This is a genomic window from Aeromonas sp. 602658 (assembly GCF_049173005.1).
Taxonomy (GTDB): Bacteria; Pseudomonadota; Gammaproteobacteria; order Enterobacterales; family Aeromonadaceae; genus Aeromonas; species Aeromonas veronii_A.
In genome coordinates, this window is the sequence record NZ_JAAKRF010000002.1 from 329,451 (window position 1) to 350,617 (window position 21,167).

General features: G+C 59.1%; 21 protein-coding genes and 1 tRNA gene. 10 read left to right on the forward strand and 12 right to left on the reverse strand.

The window, feature by feature from the left end:
• Positions 1 to 172 precede the first annotated feature (172 nt).
• Positions 173 to 1,021 carry a tetratricopeptide repeat protein gene (locus tag G5253_RS03855; RefSeq protein WP_227340961.1) on the reverse strand — a complete coding sequence of 283 codons (849 nt, stop codon included), beginning with the start codon at positions 1,019 to 1,021 and terminating at the stop codon, positions 173 to 175.
• Positions 1,018 to 1,740, reverse strand: coding sequence for a 4'-phosphopantetheinyl transferase family protein (locus G5253_RS03860; protein ID WP_227340960.1), 723 nt, complete (start codon positions 1,738 to 1,740; stop codon positions 1,018 to 1,020). Before G5253_RS03860 ends, G5253_RS03855 begins: the two co-directional genes overlap by 4 nt.
• Before the next feature lie 275 nt (positions 1,741 to 2,015).
• Here G5253_RS03860 and G5253_RS03865 point away from each other — a divergent pair, with 275 nt between their 5' ends.
• The 4 genes from G5253_RS03865 to G5253_RS03880 all read left to right on the forward strand — a co-directional run bounded on the left by G5253_RS03865 (position 2,016) and on the right by G5253_RS03880 (position 6,256).
• Positions 2,016 to 2,504 (forward strand): C40 family peptidase, encoded by a 489-nt coding sequence (locus tag G5253_RS03865; RefSeq protein ID WP_227340959.1) that lies wholly within the window; start codon positions 2,016 to 2,018, stop codon positions 2,502 to 2,504.
• A 148-nt stretch (positions 2,505 to 2,652) separates the two neighbouring features.
• A complete protein-coding gene (gene rlmF / locus G5253_RS03870) occupies positions 2,653 to 3,624 on the forward strand; it encodes a 23S rRNA (adenine(1618)-N(6))-methyltransferase RlmF (RefSeq protein WP_266134491.1) in 972 nt (323 codons plus the stop codon).
• 245 nt (positions 3,625 to 3,869) lie between these two features.
• Positions 3,870 to 4,595, forward strand: coding sequence for a MaoC family dehydratase (locus G5253_RS03875; RefSeq protein ID WP_204483864.1), 726 nt, complete (start codon positions 3,870 to 3,872; stop codon positions 4,593 to 4,595).
• A gap of 245 nt (positions 4,596 to 4,840) precedes the next feature.
• Complete coding sequence (locus tag G5253_RS03880; RefSeq protein WP_266134490.1) at positions 4,841 to 6,256, forward strand: SLC13 family permease; 1,416 nt, start codon at positions 4,841 to 4,843, stop codon at positions 6,254 to 6,256.
• A gap of 66 nt (positions 6,257 to 6,322) precedes the next feature.
• On the opposite strand, the gene G5253_RS03885 is transcribed toward G5253_RS03880, so the two are convergent.
• A complete protein-coding gene (locus G5253_RS03885; RefSeq protein WP_266134489.1) occupies positions 6,323 to 7,312 on the reverse strand; it encodes a DUF481 domain-containing protein in 990 nt (329 codons plus the stop codon).
• Between the two features lie 39 nt (positions 7,313 to 7,351).
• Positions 7,352 to 8,308 carry a L,D-transpeptidase family protein gene (locus G5253_RS03890; RefSeq protein ID WP_227340957.1) on the reverse strand — a complete coding sequence of 319 codons (957 nt, stop codon included), beginning with the start codon at positions 8,306 to 8,308 and terminating at the stop codon, positions 7,352 to 7,354.
• Between the two features lie 391 nt (positions 8,309 to 8,699).
• Between G5253_RS03890 and G5253_RS03895 the strand changes: the two genes are divergently transcribed.
• The 4 genes from G5253_RS03895 (at position 8,700) to tsgA (ending at position 11,985) form a co-directional block, all read left to right on the forward strand.
• Positions 8,700 to 8,789 (forward strand) — tRNA-Ser (locus G5253_RS03895).
• Positions 8,790 to 9,154: 365 nt separating this feature from the next.
• Complete coding sequence (locus tag G5253_RS03900) at positions 9,155 to 9,736, forward strand: DUF1349 domain-containing protein (RefSeq protein ID WP_266134488.1); 582 nt, start codon at positions 9,155 to 9,157, stop codon at positions 9,734 to 9,736.
• Between the two features lie 318 nt (positions 9,737 to 10,054).
• The gene (gene deoD / locus G5253_RS03905) at positions 10,055 to 10,756 is read left to right on the forward strand and encodes a purine-nucleoside phosphorylase (RefSeq protein WP_005303072.1); all 702 of its coding nucleotides are present in this window, start codon (positions 10,055 to 10,057) and stop codon (positions 10,754 to 10,756) included.
• A gap of 53 nt (positions 10,757 to 10,809) precedes the next feature.
• Complete coding sequence (gene tsgA / locus G5253_RS03910) at positions 10,810 to 11,985, forward strand: MFS transporter TsgA (RefSeq protein WP_266134487.1); 1,176 nt, start codon at positions 10,810 to 10,812, stop codon at positions 11,983 to 11,985.
• Between the two features lie 85 nt (positions 11,986 to 12,070).
• Here the strand turns inward: tsgA and G5253_RS03915 are convergent, their stop codons facing one another.
• On the reverse strand, positions 12,071 to 12,748 hold the full coding sequence (locus G5253_RS03915) for a Crp/Fnr family transcriptional regulator (RefSeq protein ID WP_266134486.1): 678 nt from the start codon (positions 12,746 to 12,748) through the stop codon (positions 12,071 to 12,073).
• Between the two features lie 163 nt (positions 12,749 to 12,911).
• A complete protein-coding gene (gene rimO / locus G5253_RS03920) occupies positions 12,912 to 14,240 on the reverse strand; it encodes a 30S ribosomal protein S12 methylthiotransferase RimO (protein WP_201951934.1) in 1,329 nt (442 codons plus the stop codon).
• Between the two features lie 293 nt (positions 14,241 to 14,533).
• On the opposite strand from rimO, the gene G5253_RS03925 reads away from it, so the two are divergent.
• On the forward strand, positions 14,534 to 15,658 hold the full coding sequence (locus G5253_RS03925) for an HD domain-containing phosphohydrolase (RefSeq protein WP_266134485.1): 1,125 nt from the start codon (positions 14,534 to 14,536) through the stop codon (positions 15,656 to 15,658).
• Positions 15,659 to 15,824: 166 nt separating this feature from the next.
• On the opposite strand, the gene G5253_RS03930 is transcribed toward G5253_RS03925, so the two are convergent.
• From G5253_RS03930 to G5253_RS03955, 6 genes are all read right to left on the reverse strand, one after another.
• Entirely contained in the window at positions 15,825 to 16,010 is a 186-nt protein-coding gene (locus tag G5253_RS03930) for a hypothetical protein (protein ID WP_005338109.1), read from the reverse strand.
• Positions 15,992 to 16,627: a NifB/NifX family molybdenum-iron cluster-binding protein gene (locus tag G5253_RS03935; RefSeq protein WP_266134484.1), complete on the reverse strand. Its 636-nt coding sequence runs from the start codon at positions 16,625 to 16,627 to the stop codon at positions 15,992 to 15,994. Before G5253_RS03935 ends, G5253_RS03930 begins: the two co-directional genes overlap by 19 nt.
• Complete coding sequence (locus G5253_RS03940) at positions 16,624 to 16,938, reverse strand: DUF134 domain-containing protein (RefSeq protein ID WP_005338107.1); 315 nt, start codon at positions 16,936 to 16,938, stop codon at positions 16,624 to 16,626. Before G5253_RS03940 ends, G5253_RS03935 begins: the two co-directional genes overlap by 4 nt.
• Before the next feature lie 224 nt (positions 16,939 to 17,162).
• The gene (locus tag G5253_RS03945; protein ID WP_266134483.1) at positions 17,163 to 18,344 is read right to left on the reverse strand and encodes a dicarboxylate/amino acid:cation symporter; all 1,182 of its coding nucleotides are present in this window, start codon (positions 18,342 to 18,344) and stop codon (positions 17,163 to 17,165) included.
• 192 nt (positions 18,345 to 18,536) lie between these two features.
• Positions 18,537 to 19,016 carry a hypothetical protein gene (locus tag G5253_RS03950; RefSeq protein WP_421202721.1) on the reverse strand — a complete coding sequence of 160 codons (480 nt, stop codon included), beginning with the start codon at positions 19,014 to 19,016 and terminating at the stop codon, positions 18,537 to 18,539.
• A gap of 176 nt (positions 19,017 to 19,192) precedes the next feature.
• Positions 19,193 to 19,831 carry a TetR family transcriptional regulator gene (locus G5253_RS03955; protein WP_266134481.1) on the reverse strand — a complete coding sequence of 213 codons (639 nt, stop codon included), beginning with the start codon at positions 19,829 to 19,831 and terminating at the stop codon, positions 19,193 to 19,195.
• A 140-nt stretch (positions 19,832 to 19,971) separates the two neighbouring features.
• Here G5253_RS03955 and G5253_RS03960 point away from each other — a divergent pair, with 140 nt between their 5' ends.
• The gene (locus G5253_RS03960; protein ID WP_266134480.1) at positions 19,972 to 21,165 is read left to right on the forward strand and encodes an efflux RND transporter periplasmic adaptor subunit; all 1,194 of its coding nucleotides are present in this window, start codon (positions 19,972 to 19,974) and stop codon (positions 21,163 to 21,165) included.
• Positions 21,166 to 21,167 lie beyond the last annotated feature (2 nt).

Below are 21,167 nucleotides of genomic sequence, written 5' to 3' on the forward strand. Positions count from 1 at the left end.
TCCATGCGAAAAAAATGGCGCAGTTTTGCGCCATTTTTTTTTGCCTGAAATTCACAGTATCTCCACTATTCCCACAGCACCTTATTCCCACAGTACCTTCTTCGTACTTGACCCATGAGGTCATGCCGGTCTCCCGGCACTCCCCCATCATTACCAGCCAGTTCGATTCCGATCAGTAGAGCAGACTATAGAGTTTGCGACGGTAGCTCTGTGCCTGTGGTGTGTTACCCATAGTGGCGAGAATATCGAGATAGGTCTTTCTGGCTTCGCCGAATGCCAAGTCCCGTTTGAGGATCGCCAGCAGCAGTTCCAATGCCTCTTCCTGACGGCCGGCCTGGTTGTATTGCACAGCAAGTTCTTGTGCCAGACCAAAATCATCAGGCTGTTCTGCATGACGGGCTTCCAGCGCGCGCAGTTCCGGGCTGTCTGCCGCTTGCAGGGCCAGCGCCAGTCGTGAGCTCAGGGTATGGAAGTGACTTTCCTGTGCCACCATCGGGATGGTGCCGAGGCGCTCCTGCGCTTCATCCAGCAGGTTGAGGTCGAGTGCGGCCTGAATGAGCCACAGGCTGATGTCGTGACGTTCAGGGGCCAGCTGGTGTGCCTTGGTCAGATGGGCATAGGCGATGCTGGGCTGCTCGTCAGCCAGTGCCTGTTGCCCCTTGGCCAGCAACTCTTCCTCTTCTTTGGGGGTGAAGGCGGCGAAATACTGGCGCAGGGTGGCTTCATCCTGCGGCCCTTCGATGATCCCCTGTTCGTCAGGGCGACCCTGATGGAACAGCACCAATGCGGGTAGGGCGCGCAGGCCGAGCTGGCTGGCGAGCGGTTGCAACTGGGGATCGTTCATATCCACCTTGGCCAGGGTGACCTGCTCATTGGCGGGCCCAACCAGTGATTCGATCAGCGGTGTCATCCCCTGACACTCCGGCATCTGCGGAGCATGGAAATAGATTACGACCGGCTTCTTCATGGAGGCATCGATCAGTTCAGCGTGAAAATTCTGGGGAGTAATGTCGACGATCATGAGTTGGACTCTTCAGAAAGGGTGTTGAGTAACATGGGGTTGAGTGACTGGTAATTCAAGCGCTCATCAAGCCGGTAAAAGGTCACGGGGGTTGCCGCCGCCGCGAGACTGAGCCAGCCGCTGGCAAAGGGCCAATCCTGTACCTGATAAGGGGTGTCATCCAACCGGTTGTCGAGTCGCCACCCTTCATCCGGGAGAAACCGCACCTTCTCCAGCCCCGCTGCTATGCCGCCACCGTGGGCTTTCAGTACCGCCTCCTTGCGTGACCAGAGCCGGTAGAAGGCACTCTCCTGCTCTGGAGCAGGCAGCGCGCAGAGCCACTCATATTCACTCTGTGCATAAAACCGGCGGGCCAGGGGGAGGGGGTGATGCCGCCGTTTGCCCAGTTCGATATCCACCCCAAGCTGCCCCTGCGGGCAGAGCGCCAACACCAGCCAGCTGCCACTGTGGCTCAGATTGAACTGCCAAGCATCATCATGCAGTCGGGGCTTGCCGTGGGGGCCGTTGCAAAATTGCAGGCTGGCGGCAGGGCGTTGCAGCCTCTCGGACAACAGCTGGCGCAGCAGGGCGCGGCTCACCAGATATTCCTGACGCCGTTCAGGATGGGTCATGGTTTGCCAGATATGCAGCTCATCGGTTGACAACCATTCAGGCAATTGAGCAAGCAGTGCCTGGCATACCCTGGCCGGTTTTAACAAAAAAAGATCGATTTCGATCATGATTTTTCACTTTAAAAAGGTGCTGAAGCAGGGATAAAAGCCAGTTATCTATGAGGCCAAAGGTCCTTTTTGCGATTGTATATTGTTTGGGCATGATCACATTAATTATGAACAATCGTGCATTTCCTTGCAAAAATGTGAGCTTGATAGGGATTTTCACTTGCCTCGATAGAATTCTTGGATATAGTCGGGTGCTGTTGCCTTATAAATTGCCCTTTGGGGCCGTATTTTAACAAGATTTACTATTTAGCGGGGATAAAGGATTGCGCCACCTGATGCTACTGCTGGTCGCGCTCGGAATGGTGGGTTGTGCCTCGGCACCCCAACCCGAGGTCGCGAGCAAGATCGAAGTTTCCATGGTTGAACCTGTCATCGAACCGGAAGCTTCCCAGACACCCGATGTGAATGAAATCCTGACAGTATACAAAGAGTGGCGCGGTACCCCTTACCGCTACGGTGGTACAACCGAACGTGGTATCGATTGTTCCGCCTTCGCCCGTGAAGTGTTTCGCAATGCGGTCGGTATTGAACTTCCCCGCGATACCCGCTCCCAAGTTCACGAAGGGACGCGCGTTTCCAAGCAGGATCTGGTCGAAGGTGATCTGGTCTTCTTCAAAATCAATCGTCGTCTCAACCACGTTGGTATCTATGTCGGCAATGGCGAATTCATTCACGCCTCGACTCGAGCCGGTGTGACCCGCTCCAAGCTGGACAGCCAATACTGGCGCAGCAAGTTCTGGCAAGCTCGCCGGATCGATATCTGAGTCAGGCTGGACAAACGGCTCGCAGTACGGACTGTTTTTCCAACCTCACTTGAACCGGGCTCGATAGCTCGGTTTTTTATTGCCGTCGTTTAGACTTTCCCGAGTCAAATCACTATAGTGTGGGCCCGTTTTCTTCGGCAGGCTCAGCATGAAACCCCGCATCCCATCAGCCGGTGGCCCCAAGTCGGGCGACCGTAAATCCGGACTTCACTCCCGTAATCGCCATCAGGCGGGTTACGACTTTGAGGCGCTTTGCCTGCGAACTCCCGAGTTGGCCGCTCATGTCTTTATCAATGACTACGGCACCCGCACCATCGATTTTGCCGATCCCGATGCAGTGAAGACTCTCAATCGTGCCCTGCTGGCCCATCACTACGGGATTGCCCATTGGGACTTGCCTGCCGGTTACCTCTGCCCGCCTATCCCGGGACGGGTGGACTACCTGCACTGGGCGGCCGACCTGTTGGCCGAGAGCTCAGGCCAGCTCCCTACCGGCAAGGGGGTGAGGGTGCTGGATATCGGGGTGGGGGCAAACTGCATCTATCCGTTGCTGGGGGCCCGCGAATATGGCTGGCGTTTTGTGGGATCGGATATCGATCCGGTCTCGGTCAAGGCGGCCACCCTGCTGGCCAAGAGCAACGGACTCGGCAACCAGATTGAGTGTCGCCTGCAGGGCAACCCCAACCATGTGTTTCGCGGCATCATAGGGCCAAAGGAGCGCTTTGCCCTGACGCTGTGCAATCCGCCGTTCCACGCGTCGCTGGAAGAGGCGAGCAAGGGGACGGAGCGCAAGCTGCGCAATCTGGGCAAGGAGGTGACAGGCGCTCCTGTGCTTAATTTTGGCGGCCAGAAGGCCGAGCTCTGGTGCGAAGGGGGCGAGGCGGCGTTTCTGGCCAACATGATTGCCCAGAGCAAGGAGTTTGCCACTCAGTGCCTCTGGTTCAGCTCGCTGGTGTCGAAAAAAGAGAACCTGCCGGGGGCGAAAAAGGCGTTGAGCCGGGTGGGGGCGCGTCAGGTACGGGTGATCGACATGGCGCAGGGCAACAAGGTGAGCCGGATCCTCGCCTGGTCCTTTCTGGATGAAGAGGGATTGCGTCGCGGCTGGTCGAGCGCGCGCTGAGTCCCCACCACAAGGCCCGATGAGGGCCTTTTTTCATGATGAGCCCCGCGAATTTCCCCTGCTGGCGGCATCTTTGGCAATCGATTTCCTCATTGGCAGATCGTGCTGGTTTACATGGTGTAAGTAGTTACTTCCGCCTTGGTACAGGTGTACGCCGAGATTTTTTTGCACTTACAGCTGAAACTTTAATAAAATAGGACTGGTTAGACCTCTTTACAGGCAATGAATCACATAGGGATCGGAACATGAAAGTTGTCGATTTTCTGAAGCGCAAGCGCGAAATTTTGGCGCAGCACCCCTTTGAGCTCAAGGATTGGCTCTCACCGGCGATCCGCGACTACTGGCGTGAGTTTCAGCAAAAGGCACATCTTCACCCTTTGCTGGGTCGTGTACTGGACTTGCAAACCGAGACCCAGAGCGAGCAGCAACAGGATGCAGCAACCGTGGCACGGGTGGCCAACGGTCAGCCTGCCGTCGCTCAGGAACCCGCAGTTGAGCTGGGGGCCGAGGCGGCCGAGCTCTATGCCGCCCTGCAAGCCCGCATTGGTGAAGAGACCCATGTCGGCGAGTGGCTGCACGTCAGCCAGCAGATGATCGATCAGTTTGCTGCAGTGACCGGGGATCACCAGTGGATCCACACCGATCCGGAGCGTGCGGCCGCCGAGTCGCCTTTCAAGACCACCATCGCCCACGGATTCCTGACCCTGGCGCTGCTGCCGCAGTTGACCGGCTCGGTCGATGAGGCCACCCCCGAGTTCCCGACCGCCCGCATGGTGGTGAACTTCGGGCTGGATCAGGTACGTTTCCCGTACCCCATCAAGGTGGACAGCAACATCCGCGCCCGCACCAAGCTGGCCCGGGTCACCCCCATCAAGGGTGGGCTGGAGCTGCTCAAAGAGATCAAGGTTGAGATCGAAGGGATCCGCCGCCCGGGTTGCGTCATCGAGTCGGTGACCCGCATCTACTTCTGAGCCCCCTCATCGGCATGAATGGTGAAACGGGCCCGCTGTCGTGTGTAACGAACAGCGGGCCCGTTTTTTTGCCTGTTTGTTGCAAGGGTTGATGCGTCAGCCATAGCGCGCCGACCCCAGCTTGATATGACTCACAAAACGGTGCGCCGTGCAGTTAGCCAGCTCTCATTTTGGCGAGATAGCCGCGTGAGGCGATAGTATGTTATGCCACTATTGGCTCCTTACTCCCGATCCTGGAGACAATAGTGCCCATCAATCACAAGATTATTCTGCCACTGCTGCTGAGCCTTACTATCCTGCTAATCCCGACCCACTGGATCCCGCTGGAGGGGATCACCGTCATCGAGCAGCGGGTCGTGGCCATTTTCGTGCTGGCCGCCCTCTGCTGGATCCTGGAGCCCATCCCTATCTTTGCTACCTCGGTGCTGATCATCGTGCTGGAACTGCTGCTGCTCTCCGACAAGGGGCTCTGGTTCATGACAGCCGACAAGGCTGAGCCGGGCTTTGGTGAGCTGCTCAAGTCCACCGAGGTGATGGCGACCTTTGCCTCGCCGGTTATCATGCTGTTTCTCGGGGGGTTTTTCCTCGCCATTGCGGCGACCAAGTACCATCTGGACGTCAATCTGGCGCGGGTGCTGCTGCGCCCGTTCGGTCAGGATCCCCGGATCGTCATGCTGGGGCTGATGCTGATCACCGCCACCTTCTCGATGTTTATGAGCAATACCGCCACCACCGCCATGATGCTGGCTATCCTTACCCCGGTGCTGGCGGCGTTTCCCGACAAGGACCCGGCCAAAATCGGCTTTGTGCTGGCTATTCCGCTGGCGGCCAACCTCGGCGGGATCGGCACTCCCATCGGCACCCCGCCCAACGCTGTGGCGCTCAAATACCTGAGCGGCGAGCATGCCATCTCGTTCGGTCAGTGGATGGGATTTGCGGTGCCCTTTGTGGTGTTGCTGTTGCTGCTTGGCTGGTTCCTGCTGGGGCGCTTCTTCCCGAGTTCCCTCAAGCGGATGGATCTCAAGATTGAGGGGCGCTTTATGCAGACCCCCCGCGCCTGGGTGGTCTACCTCACCTTTATCACCACCATAGTACTCTGGCTGCTGGGGGATCTGCACGGCATGAGCTCCTACGTGGTCGCCATGATCCCGGTGGCAGTGTTCCTGACCACCGGCATCATCACCAAGGACGATCTGCACAAGATCTCCCTCGATGTGCTCTGGCTGGTGTCGGGCGGTATCGCGCTGGGGCTGGCGCTGGAGGACTCCGGGTTGGCCGAGCGGCTCATCACCCATATTCCGTTCCACGAATACTCCACGCTGGCGGTGCTGGTCGGCGCCTGTCTGCTTGCGGTGGTGATGGCCAACTTTATGTCCAACACCGCAACCGCCAACCTGCTGCTGCCACTGGTGGCGGCACTGGCGGTCAGCATGCCGGAGCTGGCCGAGTGGGGTGGTAGTCATACCCTGATCCTGGCGGTCACCATTTCTGTTTCGCTCGGGATGTCGCTGCCCATCAGTACCCCGCCCAATGCGCTGGCCCACGCCACCGGTCTGGTGGAGAGCCACCAGATGGTGCGCATCGGCGTCATCATGGGATTGGTCGGCACACTGCTGGCGATGGTGTGGATCTACCAGATTGCCGCTTGGGGGCTGATCTAGCGAGTCTGTCTGCCTAAAGCAAAGAGGAGCCGAATTGGCTCCTCTTTGAGTGTTGGGGATCCGGGGCTAGAAACTGACGCCAAGGCTGAGCAGGTGTCTTAATTCGCTCTCCCGGGGGTCTGGGCTGCCTGTGTCGACAAGGATGTCAGCATCTTCCCAATTCAGCTCACTCGACCAGGAGAGGCGCAGATGGTCATTGAAGTAGTAGCGCAACCCTATGCTGCCTTTCAGGTCCTGATTACGGGTGACATAGGGGGAGGGTTGTGCCAGATATTTCAGATAGCGCCCCTGGCTGAACAGTTCCATTTTCTCCTGCCAGAGGGAGAAAGGTTGGCGATAATCCCAGTTCAGGCCAGCGAAGGGGTAGTCAATGACCCGTTCACCCAGAAAAACGCCGGTGATCTTGCTATCTTCACGGAAGTAGAGCCGGCTTAGCCCCCCTTGGGCCATCAGCTCCAGTCGGCGGCGTTTGTCGTTCCAGAAGCGATAGCCAGGTCCCGAGCCATAGTCCATGTAGAGATAGCGATCTTTATCCAGCATGTCATATTCGGCATCGAGTGAGGTACGCAAGAACCACTGCTGGTTGAAGAAGTAGTCCAGCGTAGGGTTGAGCTGATAATCATGGCTGTCGGTGACGTTGTCAGCGGTCTCATAGGTATATTCACCGGAGAAGCTGTAACGCCAGTCCAGATTGGCCAGCTCGCTTTTCCACTTGAGGTTGACGTTGTTGGTCTGCTTGTCATTCTGTTTGAGTTTGACATTGAGATCGCCGCTGCCGGTCCAGAGCCAGGCGTTGCGTTCATCCTGGTCATCCTCGAACAGCTTGAGCCCACCCTTTGCCGTCGCCTTGGGTTTGTCCTCTTTATCGATACGCCAGCGTTTGATGGCCTCTCGCTGGACGGTGACTGCGCCGCTGTAGGGCAGGGCGATGCGCACCGACTGTTCGGTCACCTCCTCGATGTTGCCGGTCAGACGGTCGCCATTGCTCATCCAGAGGATGTCCTTGGCCCACAAGGAATGACAGGCCAACAGGAGTAGGAGGGGAAGGAATTTCATGAGGTAAGGTGACTCCGGTGCGACTCGGGCGCTGGTGACTTAACCACTGACAAGCTGGCTGCTGATGGGGCGGGGCAGGCCGTTTTTGCTCTCCAGCGCTGCCGTCACCTCATCCTGCATCACGTCAGGTGCGCTGATAAAGCTCTCTATGGCCGGAGATAGCACCAGCGGGGCGCCATTTTCAAGCTCCTCTTCGGTGCGGGAGAGCGGGGAGTGTACCTCCAGCCAGCGGCGACCATCCGGTTCGATGGCGACCTTAACCGGTTGATTGATGACCCGCACCGGCGTGCCAATCGGCACAATCTTGAACAGGGCCTCTATATCGTCAGGTCGCAGCCGGATGCAGCCTGCGCTTACCCGCAGACCGACGCCAAAATCCTTGTTGGTGCCGTGGATCAGGTAGTCGCGCTTGCCATAGCCAAGGCGCATGGCGAACTTGCCGAGGGGATTCTCCGGGCCGGGGGGCACCACGGCGGGCAGGGTGATCCCTTTTTGCTCCAGCCAGGATTTGCGCACCATGGGGCCGGGTACCCAGGTCGGGTTGGGATTCTTCTCGATGACGGTGGTGGTCATCTCGGGTGTTTCGCGGCCGATATCGCCAATCCCGATGGGCAGCACGATGACCTCGCTCTTCCCTTTGGGGAAGTAGTAGAGGCGCAGTTCGGGCAGATTGATGACGATCCCCTCGCGAGGCACATCAGGCAGCAGCATCTGGGTGGGCAGCGTCAAGCGGGTGCCCGGCTTGGGTAAATAGGGGTCTACACCCGGATTTGCTTCAAGCAGCGCCAAAAATCCAATTTGTGTATTTTTGCCAACCAGCTCCAGATGTTCATTCTGCTGGATGATGTAATCCTCCAGCTCACCGATTAGGCGACTCCCGGCAGGTGGCAGCGGGTAGCGTTTGGCCTCTGCCGGCGTGGCGCAGAGCAGGATCGCTGCCAGCAGCAGGGAAAGGGCGGGCGTTATGGAGAGGGGCATGAGTTTCGGCAATCGCATAAGGAGATCCATCAGTTCAATCGGGGCGGAACATCATCAACACAGCCGCCAGGATGGCGCGATTGTTCCTCAATCAGCCCATGATTACCAGCTTGCCGCGCACCCGCAATGATTTGGGGATACATAGGAAACCAGCCAAAATCGGCATCACCCATAAATTTGAGTGCCAAGCAGGAAAAAGAGGCGCCTCATGGCAATGGGGGAATATCACGACGTGGATAATGGCCGGGTGTGCGAGCGGGTGGATACAGAGCCATACAAGAGTGGCCTCGCAACGCAGGCCGTGCGTGAAGCATTGTGAGCCTGCTCCCAGATAGCTGATTCAGCCATTTGATATCTAAGAAATTTTTATTGCATCATCGGCCCAGCTTGGGTAAAAATCTCATCCCACGGAGAGATGCCGGAGTGGCCGAACGGGATTGACTCGAAATCAATTGTGGCAGCAATGCCACCCAGGGTTCGAATCCCTGTCTCTCCGCCACATACCAAGCCCAAGCAATTAAATTGCTTGGGCTTTTTCGTTTCGTGTGATGCCTGATATGCCATCTGATGTTGGCGGGCTTGAAGCGTCCCCTCTATCGACCACCTGTTAGTCGACTCGAGCCCATATCGAGATGTCTTATCGTCGTGCAATAGGGGCCCCCTTTTACTTGCCCGATCGCCTATCGGTTGCAAGGTTGGCCCCAACGGCTTGCTCGCCAGTCATGATGGCGACACAATGGAGTCCCTTTGGTTGGCCGCTCGCAGCTGGGGCTCGTGGCCGAATGGCCAGCGATAGTATGAGCGCGCCCGAGTGTTATGGGCCGGTGACAACGGGAAACATGGCGAGAACAGGAGCAAAAGAGGATGAGGGAAGGGCTTGAATGGTTCTGGCTCAATGAACCGGCCGAATGGCACAAAACAAGCGACGGCTTGCTGGTGGTAACGGACAAGCAGACCGATTTTTGGCGCAGCACCTGGTATGGCTTCGAGCGCCACAGCGGCCATGTCTATGGTTGTGATGTTTCAGGGGAATTTACCTTTCAGGTCTGCGTCGAGGGGGAGTTCACCACCCTCTACGATCAGGCGGGGCTGATGCTGCTGCAAGACGACGCGCACTGGCTCAAGGCGGGGATCGAGTACAACGACGATCAGCCGATGATCGGCAGCGTACTGACCAATCCGCGCTCTGACTGGGCCACCGGCATTTTCCCCGGCAATCCGCGCCGCTTCTGGCTGCGGCTGACCCGGCTGGCGGACTGTCTGCGCCTGCAATACTCCACCGATGGCAAGGTGTGGCCGTTGCTGCGTCTAGCCCCGTTTCCGCCAAGCGAACGTTGCTTTATCGGGGTGATGTGCTGCACCCCCGAGCGACAGGGGTTGGCGGTGCGTTTTTCGGATCTGCGCCTCACGCAGCCCCTTGGCAAGGCACTGCATGATTTGAGCTAGCCAGCCCATGGCTGGCATTGCGTGTCAACCGGCAGAGTGAACAATGCCATCGGCCCGCAGCGTCAGTTGCAGGGTCTATCGAGCGGGAGGGCCGTTACCCTCCCGCTTTTTTATGCCGGTAGGTCGGGAATGGCGGGTGGCTGTGATGGGCAAGCCTTGGCAAGCAACGTCGAAAAGCATGCGGTATGCGATGTAGCGACAACAAGTTGCCGGAACTGGGATCTCGATCGGGGCAACAGGACTTTTGTCCTGCAAGGGGCGAGGGGGCGGGGGCTAGGATGCCCTCATCCACACGAGTCAAACTGGAGCACAACAATAATGACCGCTCATATCAATGCCAACCCGGGCGATTTCGCCGAGACCGTCATCATGCCGGGGGACCCGCTGCGGGCCCGCTATATCGCCGAGACCTTTCTGACCGATGCGCGCGAGGTGACCAATGTGCGCAATATGCTGGGCTACACCGGCTACTACAACGGCCAGCGCATCTCGGTGATGGGCCACGGCATGGGGATCCCCTCCATGGTGCTCTACGCCCACGAGCTGGTGAACGACTTCGGGGTCAAGCGGATCATCCGCATCGGCAGTCTGGGGGCGACCCAGCGCCACGTGCAGATGCGTGACGTCATTCTGGCGCAGGCGGCGGGCACCGACTCCCCGACCAACGCCAAGCGCAGCGCCGGTTACCAGATGGCCACCTCGGCCGACTTCGCCCTGCTGCACAAGGCCTTTACCAAGGCGCAGGAGAAGGCGATTCCGGTCAAGGTGGGCAATATCTTCACCGGCGACCTCTATTACGATCCGGACGAAAACCTCATTCCGGCGCTGGAGAAGTTCGGCGTGCTCGGTATCGACATGGAGGTGGCCGGTCTCTACGGGCTGGCCCATCAGCAGGGGATCGAGGCGCTCGCCATCCTGACTGTCTCTGACCACTGCCTGACCGGTGAAGAGACCACGGCCGAAGAGCGGCAACTCTCCTTCAACCAGATGATCGAGCTGGCGCTGCACACCGCGCTGTAAGCGCCGCGGCCCGCCCAACCTTGCACGCACCCTGACCCCAAGAGAGATCCAATATGAACAATAAGCTCTCCCTCACTGCCATCAGCTTCCTGGCCAACTTCGTGATGGCCGGTTTTGCGACCCAGTTCGGCATGCTGATCGACCCCATCGCCGCCAAGTTCGGCGCCGACGTCAATCAGGTGGCCTCCATCTTCTCCCTGCTCAACGGCGGAGCGCTGGCGGGCACCATTGCCGCCTTCTTCCTGATCGAGAAGGTGGGCCTCAAGCGAATGACGCTGATCTGCTACGGCCTGATCGCGCTGGCGGCGGCCTCGCTCCATCTGACCGGCTCGCTCTATGTGGTGATGGCGGCCATGACGGTGATTGGCCTGTGCGGCGGGGTGGGGCTCTGCATTGCGGGGACTCTGGTGGTGAGCGTCTGGCAGGCGCGGATGCAGAGCACCATGCTGGTGGTGCAGGATGCCACCTTCAACGTGGCCGGGGTGGTCTTCCCGCTTATCACTACCTACACCCTGACCCACGCCATGGTGTGGAGCTGGAGCTATCTGGCGGTGGGTGTGGTGGCGCTGGCGACCATGCTGGTGGCGGTGCTGACCAATTTCCGCAGCTGCGAGGCGGGCGGCGAGAGTGCCGGCAACGAGCACTCGGAGTGGAACCTCGGCATCATCAGCGGCGGGCTGGGGCTTTTTCTCGGCATGTTGGCGCTCTACACCTTCCTCACCTGGGCGCCCATGTTCGTGAAGAACAAGTTCGGCATCCCCTTCGAGGAGGCGGGCAATATCATCACCCAATACTGGACGGCGGCCCTGCTCGGCGCGCTGGTCTCGACCGCCATTGTAACCCGCATTGCGATCAGCATCTTCCTCTTGGTGATCATCACCCTGGCGATGGGGATGACGGCGCTTATCGTCACCACCGACAACCTGAGCCAGCTGCCTTACCTCACCTATGGTTACGGCTTTGTCTGCGCCGCGCTCTACAACGCCTTTATCGCCTACGGGGTGTCGTTTGTGCGGCAGGCATCGAGCAAGAATGTCTCCTACATCCTCATCAGCGGCAGCGCGGGGGCCATGTTCAGCCCGGCCATCAGCGCCCTGTTCGAGCAGGTGATCGGCCTGCAGGCGGTGATGTACGCCATCCCGCTTATCTACGGCGTGATCCTCGCCATGCTGGTGGCGTCGCTGCGCATGGCCCGGCCCCAGCCTTGTCTGGCCTTAGCGGGAGAGTAAACAGCAAGAGGGGCGGTATTGACCGCCCCTCTTTTTTGTTGCTGTTCCACTTGTTGCTATTCAGTCGGCGACTGAGGCCCGCGACTTATGGCTGCTCCAGAAAGGCCTTGAGCCCAGCCAGATCGCGGATCTGCAACCCCTCTTCGCCGCGCCCCACCAGTCCTTTATCCATCAGCTCCTTCACCGCCCGTCGGTAGACTCGATCCGTGGTGCCGAAGCGTTCCGCCTCCTGATATCCCTTGCGAAAGCCGCTCACCGGGTTGTCGTGGCAGTGGCTGTGATAGAGGTCGAGGGCGATGTTGTAGCTGATGGGGTAGAGCATGCGGCAGGTGAAGATATCCACAGTGTCCTGATAGTCGATGGCAATGGCGGTGGCAAAGAAGAGCGCCACCTTGGGGTGGGCGACCAGCGCCTGTTCCAGCTGCTCGCCATCGATGCGGGCCACTTCTAGCGGCTCCTCGGCGATGATGTCGAGCTGGCAGCGGTAGCCGGTGAAGAACTCCATCTCGCCAAACAGCTGGTTGTCGCACTCAAGGGTGCCGAGCTGAAAGCGGCGGCCATTCATGGCGGTGTGGCCCATGGCGATGCGCCCGCTTGGCACCAGCACTAGATCCCGCAATAGCTCCCCCTGACGCATCAGGGGCTCACCCTCGGGGATCAGACGCCGCTCCGTGATGCAGGAGATGACCACCTGTTCGATGAGATCATGGCTGGCCTGCCAGTGGGGCTGAAAGCGCCCCTTGAGAAGGGGTTTGAGTTGCATGGGGTTTCGAGTCGTCGCCAAACAGAAACGACTATTACACACCCTTGCATACGGATATGCCAGTTTTGTACCGCAAAGTGGGGCTTACTGGTGTAGAAGTACAATCTGGAAGCATGAAAAAGCGCCCGAAGGCGCTTTTTCATTGAGCGGTGGTCAGCAAGGGTTAGCCAATCAGGCTGGCCCACAGGTCATATTCGTCGGATTCGTCGATCCGCACCTTGACCATATCGCCCGGCTTGAGGCCGGTTTCGCCGTTGAGGTAGACCAGACCATCGATCTCCGGTGCATCGGCAAAGGAGCGGCCAGTGGCACCCTCTTCGTCCACTTCGTCGATGATTACGGTCATCTCCTGACCCACTTTGCGGGCCAGTTTGCGGATGGAGACCTGCTGTTGCAGCTCCATAAAGCGCTGGAAGCGCTCTTCCTGAATCTCTTCCGGTACCGGATCCGGCAGCTCGTTGGCCAGCGCCCCTTCGACCGGGCTGTATTTGAAGCAGCCGACGCGATCCAGCTCCGCCTTGTCGATAAAGTCCAGCAGCATCTGGAAATCTTCCTCGGTCTCGCCCGGGAAGCCGACGATAAAGGTGGAACGCAGGGTGATCTGCGGGCAGATCTCGCGCCACTTCTGGATCCGCTCCAGGGTGCGCTCGACGGTACCCGGGCGCTTCATCAGTTTGAGGATGCGCGGGCTGGCGTGCTGCAGCGGAATGTCGAGGTAGGGCAGCACCTTGCCATCGCGCATCAGCGGGATGACGTCATCCACGTGCGGGTAGGGGTAGACGTAGTGCAGACGCACCCAGATATCGAGCTTGGCCAGCTCTTCGCACAGGGCGACCATGCTGGTCTTGACCGGCATGCCGTCGTAGAAACCGGTGCGGTGCTTCACATCGACGCCGTAGGCGGAGGTGTCCTGGGAGATCACCAGCAGCTCCTTCACGCCGGCCTCTTTCAGGCGCTTGGCTTCTGCCAGCACGTCGCCGATGGGGCGGCTCACCAGATCACCACGCATGGAGGGGATGATGCAGAAGGTGCAGCGGTGGTTGCACCCTTCGGAAATCTTCAGATAGGCGTAGTGGCGCGGGGTCAGCTTGACGCCGTGGGCCGGTACCAGACTGGTGAAGGGGTTGTGCTGCGGCTTCTCCACATATTTGTGGACGTGACCCAGCACCTCTTCATAGGCGTGGGGGCCGGTGATCTCGAGCACCTTGGGGTGGATCTCGCGGATCTGGTTCTCTTTGGCGCCGAGGCAACCGGTGACGATCACCTTGCCGTTCTCGGCCAGCGCTTCGCCGATCGCTTCCAGCGACTCTTGCACCGCGCTGTCGATAAAGCCGCAGGTGTTGACGACGACCAGCTCGGCATCGTCATAGCTGGGCACCACATCGTACCCTTCGGTACGCAGCTGGGTCAGGATGCGTTCTGAATCGACCAGGTTTTTGGGGCAACCCAAGGAGACGAATCCTACTTTGGGGGCCTGTTTTGTGTTGGACATCGCTCAATCACTCTTAGGTGGCTCTTCTTTAAGGGCGCGGATTTTACCGGAATGGTTAACCAAAAACTATACAGCCAGCATGGCAGAACCTAACAATATCTCCGAGTGGGCAGGATTGGGCCGTGCGAATAGCGGCTGATGGTGGAGCCCTGACTGGCGCGCAGTCCCTGCTGCACAGGTTTGTGGCTGGCAATATGCATTGCTGACTTATTAGTCAATTTCGCGGTCTGTGGCTGGGAACCCTGTCACGGGTGCCCCTATACTCCCATCATGGTGATCCGGTGGAGAAGGCAATGGAAAGTTCATTTGGCGAAAGAATGCAGAATCTGCACGCTACGCTACGCGAGCGTTTTGACAAGCTGAGTCGGGTGGCCATTGCGATTTACGATCCCCATACCGATCAGCTCAAGACCTTCGCCCACAGCACCGAGGGGCCCTCGCCGCTGGTGCAGTATGAGGTGAAGCTGAGCGATGTTCCATCCTTGCGCTATCTGGCGGAGCACAAGCACCCCCGGGTGCTTGGCAATCTCGATGCCCTGCGTGGTTCCGCGTCGGAACACAGCCGCAAGCTGCTGGAGGCGGGCTATGCCTCCAGCTATACCGAGCCGCTGTTGTTCAACAGCAAGCTGTTTGGTTTTCTGTTTTGCGATGCCATGGAGCCGGGATATTTCGATGAGTCGATCCAAAGCGAGCTGTCGGCCTATGCCCAGATGTTGTCCGCCATCGTTGCGGTGGAGTTCTTCTCTATTCAGACCCTCGGCGGCGCGCTGACCACGGCACGGGAGTTCAGTCGCTATCGGGATGAGGAGACCGCCAACCATCTGCATCGGATGTCGGCCTACTCCCGACTGATCGCCAAGACGCTGGCCCCGACTTGCGGGCTGAGCGACGAGGAGGTGGAGTTTGTCTACCTCTTCTCCGAGCTGCACGACATCGGCAAGATCGCGGTGCCGGATGCCATTTTACTCAAGCCGGGCAAGCTGACCCCGGAAGAGTTCGAGATCATGAAGGTTCACACCAGCAAGGGGCGAGAGATGATCAGCCTGATGATCAATGAGTTTGGCCTCGATGGCATTCACCACACCGATATGCTGACCAACATCATCGCAGGCCATCATGAGCGTTTTGATGGCACCGGTTATCCGCTGGGCCTGGCGGGGGAGGCGATCCCGCTGGCGGCGCGTATCGTGACGGTGGCCGATGTGTTTGATGCCCTGACCAGCGAGCGCCCCTACAAGCAGGCCTGGCCGTTCGAGACGGCGTTTGCCTATCTGGAGGAGCATGCCGGCAGCCAGTTTGATCCCACCTGTGTCGCTGCGGCCCTGCACAACAAGGCCGAGTTTTATGCCATCTATCAGCAGTATCAGGATCCGACCTGCACTGCGAGCGTGGCGGCCAGCGGCGCGGAGCCGGGTTGAGCGTGTGTGATGAGCTTAAGGGGCAATACGGCGGATCAAGCATGAATGAAAAGCGTAACAAGAGAGGGGGCATCAGCAGGTGCCCCCTCTCTTTTATGCGCCTCTCGATTCCACGCGCCCTTATTTTGCCGACCTTATCTCTGCGGCTATGGCGGCTGCGGTCAGGTTACTTTTTGGGCGTTGGCTCACTGATCTGGTAGAGGTGATCCGCGCAGGCGCTGGAGCAGCCACAGGGACGCACCTCTTTATCTTCCCGCTTCTGGGCAAGCTGGTATTGGCGCCACCAGATGATGGTGCCCATGGCCAGGATCAGTACGAACGAGGCGAGCAGGCTCAATAACCAGATGGACATGATCTCTTCTCCTTAGATGGTGATGACATGCACTGTGATGACATCAGTGATGATGGCAGCAACTGGCCTGCGCCCTCACTGCCTTGACAACAAGTATGGCCTTGTCGTGAGCTCTCTGCCTGATGGCCACTACTGGCACAACAGTGATTGGAGCCACTGTTGCAACCACCATGACAATGGCTATGACTCTGGCCTGCTCCAACAGGCTGGATGGCACGGATCGCAGATTTGCTCTGATGACGGCGAGACGGACGCCCCTGACTTGCCTCGGTGAGAGGTTGCAGATTGGCGGGGGCCAGCAGCGCGGGCAGCGGCAGGCGGGCAGAGCGGCACTGCAGAACCCGGATATTGGCCGCCAGCAGGCGGCCCAGCATCCGCTCGCCGATATTGCGCACCACCACCTGACCCACCTGATAGTGGGCGAGGGCGTCGAGCAGCGCTTGCTTGCCGTGGCAGCCTTCGGCGGCGGCCGGGTTAGCCAGGGTGGCGATAACGTTCCCTTCGGGGTTAATAATTTGCAGCTGCTCGGCACGGGTAAAGTGGCCAGCCAGCAACCCCTGACTCAGCATCAGGGCGCTGTTGTTGGGGTTGGTGGTCATGGTTGTGACAGCATTCATGTCGGCTCTTCTCCACTGGTTGGGTGGTCGGGCTCGGCGGGTTGCATCATCAATGCCTTTCCCAGACTCAGACACTCCACCACCTTGTAACGCCCTTTTTTCAGAATATTGGCCAGGGTCTGGCGGGAAACCCCCATCACCAGGGCGGCCTCCTGCTGCTGCATTCCTTGAAGGTCGACGAGGCGCAATGCCTCGAACTCGTCAGGGGCCAGCGTGACCTGTTCCAGCTGATGCATGGGGCGGCCGTTGGGTTTGAAGCAGCTGTTGGCGGGGCGGCCACAGATCTGGCGGGCAATCTTGGGTCTTGGCATGGTGGCTCCTAATTGGCATAAGCCATTTATACGCCCATATGTAGCATATGCCAATAATTTTGTCGGGTGTAGAGAGCTGCGCGCATGCTGTTTACGGTAGCGAGGGGTAAAGAGAGGGAGGAGGAATACGTACAAAAGCTGTGAAGGTGGCAGAAACGACGCAGGCCCGAACATGGTTCGGGCCTGCGGTTTTGCAGAGGATGGCGGTTGCCTTCCCGGCGAGTTTACGCCTGTTCGGCCTCGGCCACAGGAGCTGCGCTCTCGCTACCGTTGGCGAAGCGATCCGCCCACAGGGCAATCACGCCGTCACCGGTGACGTTGCAGGCGGTGCCGAAGCTGTCTTGCGCCAGATAGAGGGCGATCATCAGGGCGATGGAGGCTTCACCGAAACCGAGCATGGAGGTGAGCAGGCCCAGCGCCGACATCACGCCACCACCCGGGGCGCCCGGGGCGGCGATCATGATCACCCCCAGCATCATGATGAAGGGGAGCATGGTCTCGATGCCTGGAATGGCCAGATGCTCGGAGAGGAACATCACCGCGGTGGCGCAGGTCACCAGGGTAATGGTGGAGCCACAGAGGTGAATGGTGGCACACAGCGGCACGGTGAAGTTGGCGATACCGTCGCTCACGCCGTTGTTCTTGCTCGATTGCAGAGCGACCGGAATGGTGGCGGCGCTCGACATGGTCCCCAGCGCGGTGAAGTAGGCGGGCAGCATGTTCTTGATGAGCTGCGCCGGTGAGCGGCCAAGGGCCAGACCGGTACCCACGAACAGTACGGAGAGCCAGATCCAGTGCATCAGGATCGCCATCACCAGCACCACGCCGAAAGTTTTCAGGGTAGCGAATACGGTGCCTTCTACCGTCATCTCGACAAAGACGCCCGCGATATAGAACGGCAGCAGCGGGATGATCACCTTGGCCAGCAGGCGGTCGATGATGTCACGACCCTGATCGGCGACCCGGCGCAGATCGGTGGCCTGGGTGGCGCTGATGCCAATGCCGAACACGAAAGCAGCGGCCAGTGCCGACATCACGCCAAACAGCGGCGGGATCTCCAGATTGACGTAGGAGGCGAGCTTGATGGCCGTGGCCGTGGTGGGCTCGGCGGCGGTGGTGAACAGCGGGATCAGGTGGCTCGCCACGGTAAAGGCGAACAGCCCCGCCAGAATGGTGGAGCAGTAGGAGAGGGCCACGGTTTTGCCCAGCAGCTTGCCGGAGTTTTTCGGCAGGCTGGCGATGCCGCTCATGATAAAGAACAGAATGATGAGCGGAATGGTGAAGGTGATGAGCTGACCTATCACTGTCTTGGCCGTAAACAGCACGCGCGCCACCCACTCAGGGGCGTAGAGACCGAGCAAGAGACCGGCAAGGATGCCAGCAATGAGTTTCAGGACAAGTTTCATAAGGAAATCCGGAGTTGGTTGTATTGTCTGTTTTGTTATTAAATTTTGATATTAATCACACTTTTTAACACGTAAGCCGTGTTATGTCTGCCTTTTCTGCGTTAACGCCGAGTTAAATATTGTCGAAAGCCAAGATCGCCGACTAGCTGTCGGCTTGGCGTTGAACGGGAAAATCTGTGATGAATTAGCCCGTTAGGTGGCTTGATGATCGCCACGCAGCAACATGACGTACTGGCTGGCGTGTTGACTTGTGCATGATGGCGTGTTGGTCGAGGCGGTTTCCATCGGCGCCAGTTGCAGCGCTATCCCGGATGTGGTGACCAGTTGTTTTAGCTCATCGTGACTAGTCTTGCCGCTTGGCTGCAGGGGGAAGCAGAGCGGAGCGCCCGCTTTGAGCAGGGTCGCCAGCTGTTGCAACAGGGGGACAAGGGTGGCCGCGTCGCTATCAAGCGGGCGGCTTAACCAGATGCCATCGTAAGGGAGCACCGAGTACATCTTCGCCAGCGGGCAGACCCGCACTGCTTGTCCGGATTGCTGCGAGGCAACTTTGGCGTCAGCCAGCACTGCTTCGCAGGCGGTGACCACATACCCTTCTGCACGCAGCCAGCACAGATCTTCCCCCATACCGCACTGACCATTGAGCAGGTGAGCACCGGGTGTGAGACGCGCCACAAAGGCAGCTCGAGCGTGGGTGTGCTGGTCGTTAAATGGCCAGGAAGCGGGGATGGCGTCAGAGTGTGGCACAGGGTTACCTCAAGCAGGGGGCGCACAGGGTAACAAATCGGGGCCTGACTGCCAAAGCGCGCGGTCAGGCCCCGATTTGGATGTTAGGAAGTTGCCGGAGCCGGTTAGCGGCCGCAGGCAGGCCCGTGGGGCTGGGCCAGCATGGTGAACATGCTCTCTATCAGGAAGGCTGATTCGCTCTGCAGGTCGATCCGCCCCGGAAAGTGGAGCCAGTTGATGATGTAGCCATCCAGGGTGCAGTGGAGCAGGGTGGCGGCACGCTGCAAGTTAAGGTCTGCCGGCAGTTGGCCCCGTCGTACCGCATTGGCCAAGGTCGTCTCCAGATCCTGAAAAAAGTGTGCGGACTCGCTGCGGATATGCTCGCGCAGTGAGATGGCTTCTCCCTCCAGCGATTCGAGATTGAACAACAGGGTGAACATCTGCCGTTGCGCCGGATTGTGAATGAAGCTGTGGAGCACCCCTTCGAAGAAGAGACGCAGTTGCCCCAGCGGATCCGGCTCATCGGTATTGAGGCAGGCATCGAGCTGGTGGGCGAGAGGGCTGCAGAGCTCTTTCCAGAGCGAAATGAAGAGTTCGTCCTTGTTCTTGAAGTGCCAATAGATGGCCCCGCGCGTCAGGTCGGCCGCCCTGGCGATGTCGGTCAGGCTGGTCTTGGCCAGGCCCTGAGAGCAGAACAGATCCAGCGCCGTGCTCATGATGTGGCAGCGTGTTTGCTGCGCCTCTTCTTTGGTTCGTCTGGCCATCGAAATTTGTGCCTCATGCAAGCAAAAAGTCACTTACATACATTTATGAATGTATGTATATTGCCTCATCTTTCGACTATTTACCAACAGGGCCCATGCGGCCCTGATTGTTCATTGACTGGCAAAGGCTCAGGTGTTTCATGCATAAACATATTCTTGCTCGTTCAGTTGGTCTTGCCTTGCTGGCTACAGGCTTGCTGGCAGGTTGTGGTGACAAGGGGGGCGCACCCCAGGGACAGGGCGGTATGCCCCCCGCGGCGGTCAACGTGGTGACTCTGCAGAGCGGTCCGCTGATGTTGACCACCGAGTTGACCGGTCGCAGTGCCCCGTTGCGGGTGGCCGAAGTGCGTCCACAGGTGAGCGGTATCATCCTCAAGCGTCTCTTTACCGAAGGGAGCGACGTGAAGGCTGGCGATCTGCTCTATCAGATCGATCCGGCTCTCTATCAGGCGGCGGTCGCCAGCGCCAAGGCCAATCTGGCCAAGGCGCAAGCCAACGAGCAGAGTGCCCGCCTCAAGGCCAAGCGCTATCAGGAGCTGCTCAAGGTCAAATCCATCAGCCGTCAGGACTATGACGACGCCGACGCCAGCTGGAAGCAGGCGCAAGCCGAGATCATGGCGAGCAAGGCTGCCCTGCGCAGCGCCGAGATCAATCTCGGTTACACCCGCATCACGGCTCCTATCAGCGGCCGCATCGGTACATCCGCAGTGACCGAGGGGGCGTTGGTGACCGCCCAGCAGGCTGACAGCCTGACCGCCATTCAGCAGCTTGATCCCATGTATGTGGATGTGCGTCAGTCCACTGCCGATCTGCTGCGCCTCAAGCGACTGGTCGCCGAGGGCAAGCTGACCCAGGACGAGCAGAAGGGGGCCAAGGTGACCTTCCAGCTGGAAGATGGCTCCACTTATGGCGAAGAGGGCTCGTTGCAATTCTCCGATGTGACCGTGGATGAGACCTCCGGCATGGTGACCCTACGGGTGATTGTGCCCAACCCTCACCAGCTGCTGCTGCCCGGCATGTTTATGCGCGCCACCCTGCAAGAGGGTGAGCGGGCGCAAGGGCTGCTGGTGCCGCAAACTGCCGTGACTCGCACCCCCAACGGCGGCGCCACCGTGATGGTGGTAACCGCTGACAACAAGGTGGAGCTGCGCAACGTGCAGCTGAGCCGTGTCGTTGGCAGCAACTGGGTGGTGGAGTCAGGGCTCATCTCCGGCGAGCGGGTGATCGTGGCTGGCCTGCAGAAAGTACGACCGGGCGCCGTGGTCAATCCCGCCGAGCAAGGTGCTGATGCAGCGTCTGCTCAAGCCGCGTCCAACACCCCGGCCAACAAGTAGGA

Coding starts and splice junctions, on each gene's coding strand:
- G5253_RS03855 (WP_227340961.1), bottom strand. CDS start 1,021: ATGATCGTCGACATTACTCCCCAGAATTTTCACGCTGAACTGATCGAT.
- G5253_RS03860 (WP_227340960.1), bottom strand. CDS start 1,740: ATGATCGAAATCGATCTTTTTTTGTTAAAACCGGCCAGGGTATGCCAG.
- G5253_RS03865 (WP_227340959.1), top strand. CDS start 2,016: ATGCTACTGCTGGTCGCGCTCGGAATGGTGGGTTGTGCCTCGGCACCC.
- rlmF (WP_266134491.1), top strand. CDS start 2,653: ATGAAACCCCGCATCCCATCAGCCGGTGGCCCCAAGTCGGGCGACCGT.
- G5253_RS03875 (WP_204483864.1), top strand. CDS start 3,870: ATGAAAGTTGTCGATTTTCTGAAGCGCAAGCGCGAAATTTTGGCGCAG.
- G5253_RS03885 (WP_266134489.1), bottom strand. CDS start 7,312: ATGAAATTCCTTCCCCTCCTACTCCTGTTGGCCTGTCATTCCTTGTGG.
- G5253_RS03890 (WP_227340957.1), bottom strand. CDS start 8,308: ATGCGATTGCCGAAACTCATGCCCCTCTCCATAACGCCCGCCCTTTCC.
- G5253_RS03900 (WP_266134488.1), top strand. CDS start 9,155: ATGAGGGAAGGGCTTGAATGGTTCTGGCTCAATGAACCGGCCGAATGG.
- deoD (WP_005303072.1), top strand. CDS start 10,055: ATGACCGCTCATATCAATGCCAACCCGGGCGATTTCGCCGAGACCGTC.
- tsgA (WP_266134487.1), top strand. CDS start 10,810: ATGAACAATAAGCTCTCCCTCACTGCCATCAGCTTCCTGGCCAACTTC.
- G5253_RS03915 (WP_266134486.1), bottom strand. CDS start 12,748: ATGCAACTCAAACCCCTTCTCAAGGGGCGCTTTCAGCCCCACTGGCAG.
- rimO (WP_201951934.1), bottom strand. CDS start 14,240: ATGTCCAACACAAAACAGGCCCCCAAAGTAGGATTCGTCTCCTTGGGT.
- G5253_RS03925 (WP_266134485.1), top strand. CDS start 14,534: ATGGAAAGTTCATTTGGCGAAAGAATGCAGAATCTGCACGCTACGCTA.
- G5253_RS03930 (WP_005338109.1), bottom strand. CDS start 16,010: ATGTCCATCTGGTTATTGAGCCTGCTCGCCTCGTTCGTACTGATCCTG.
- G5253_RS03935 (WP_266134484.1), bottom strand. CDS start 16,627: ATGAATGCTGTCACAACCATGACCACCAACCCCAACAACAGCGCCCTG.
- G5253_RS03940 (WP_005338107.1), bottom strand. CDS start 16,938: ATGCCAAGACCCAAGATTGCCCGCCAGATCTGTGGCCGCCCCGCCAAC.
- G5253_RS03945 (WP_266134483.1), bottom strand. CDS start 18,344: ATGAAACTTGTCCTGAAACTCATTGCTGGCATCCTTGCCGGTCTCTTG.
- G5253_RS03955 (WP_266134481.1), bottom strand. CDS start 19,831: ATGGCCAGACGAACCAAAGAAGAGGCGCAGCAAACACGCTGCCACATC.
- G5253_RS03960 (WP_266134480.1), top strand. CDS start 19,972: ATGCATAAACATATTCTTGCTCGTTCAGTTGGTCTTGCCTTGCTGGCT.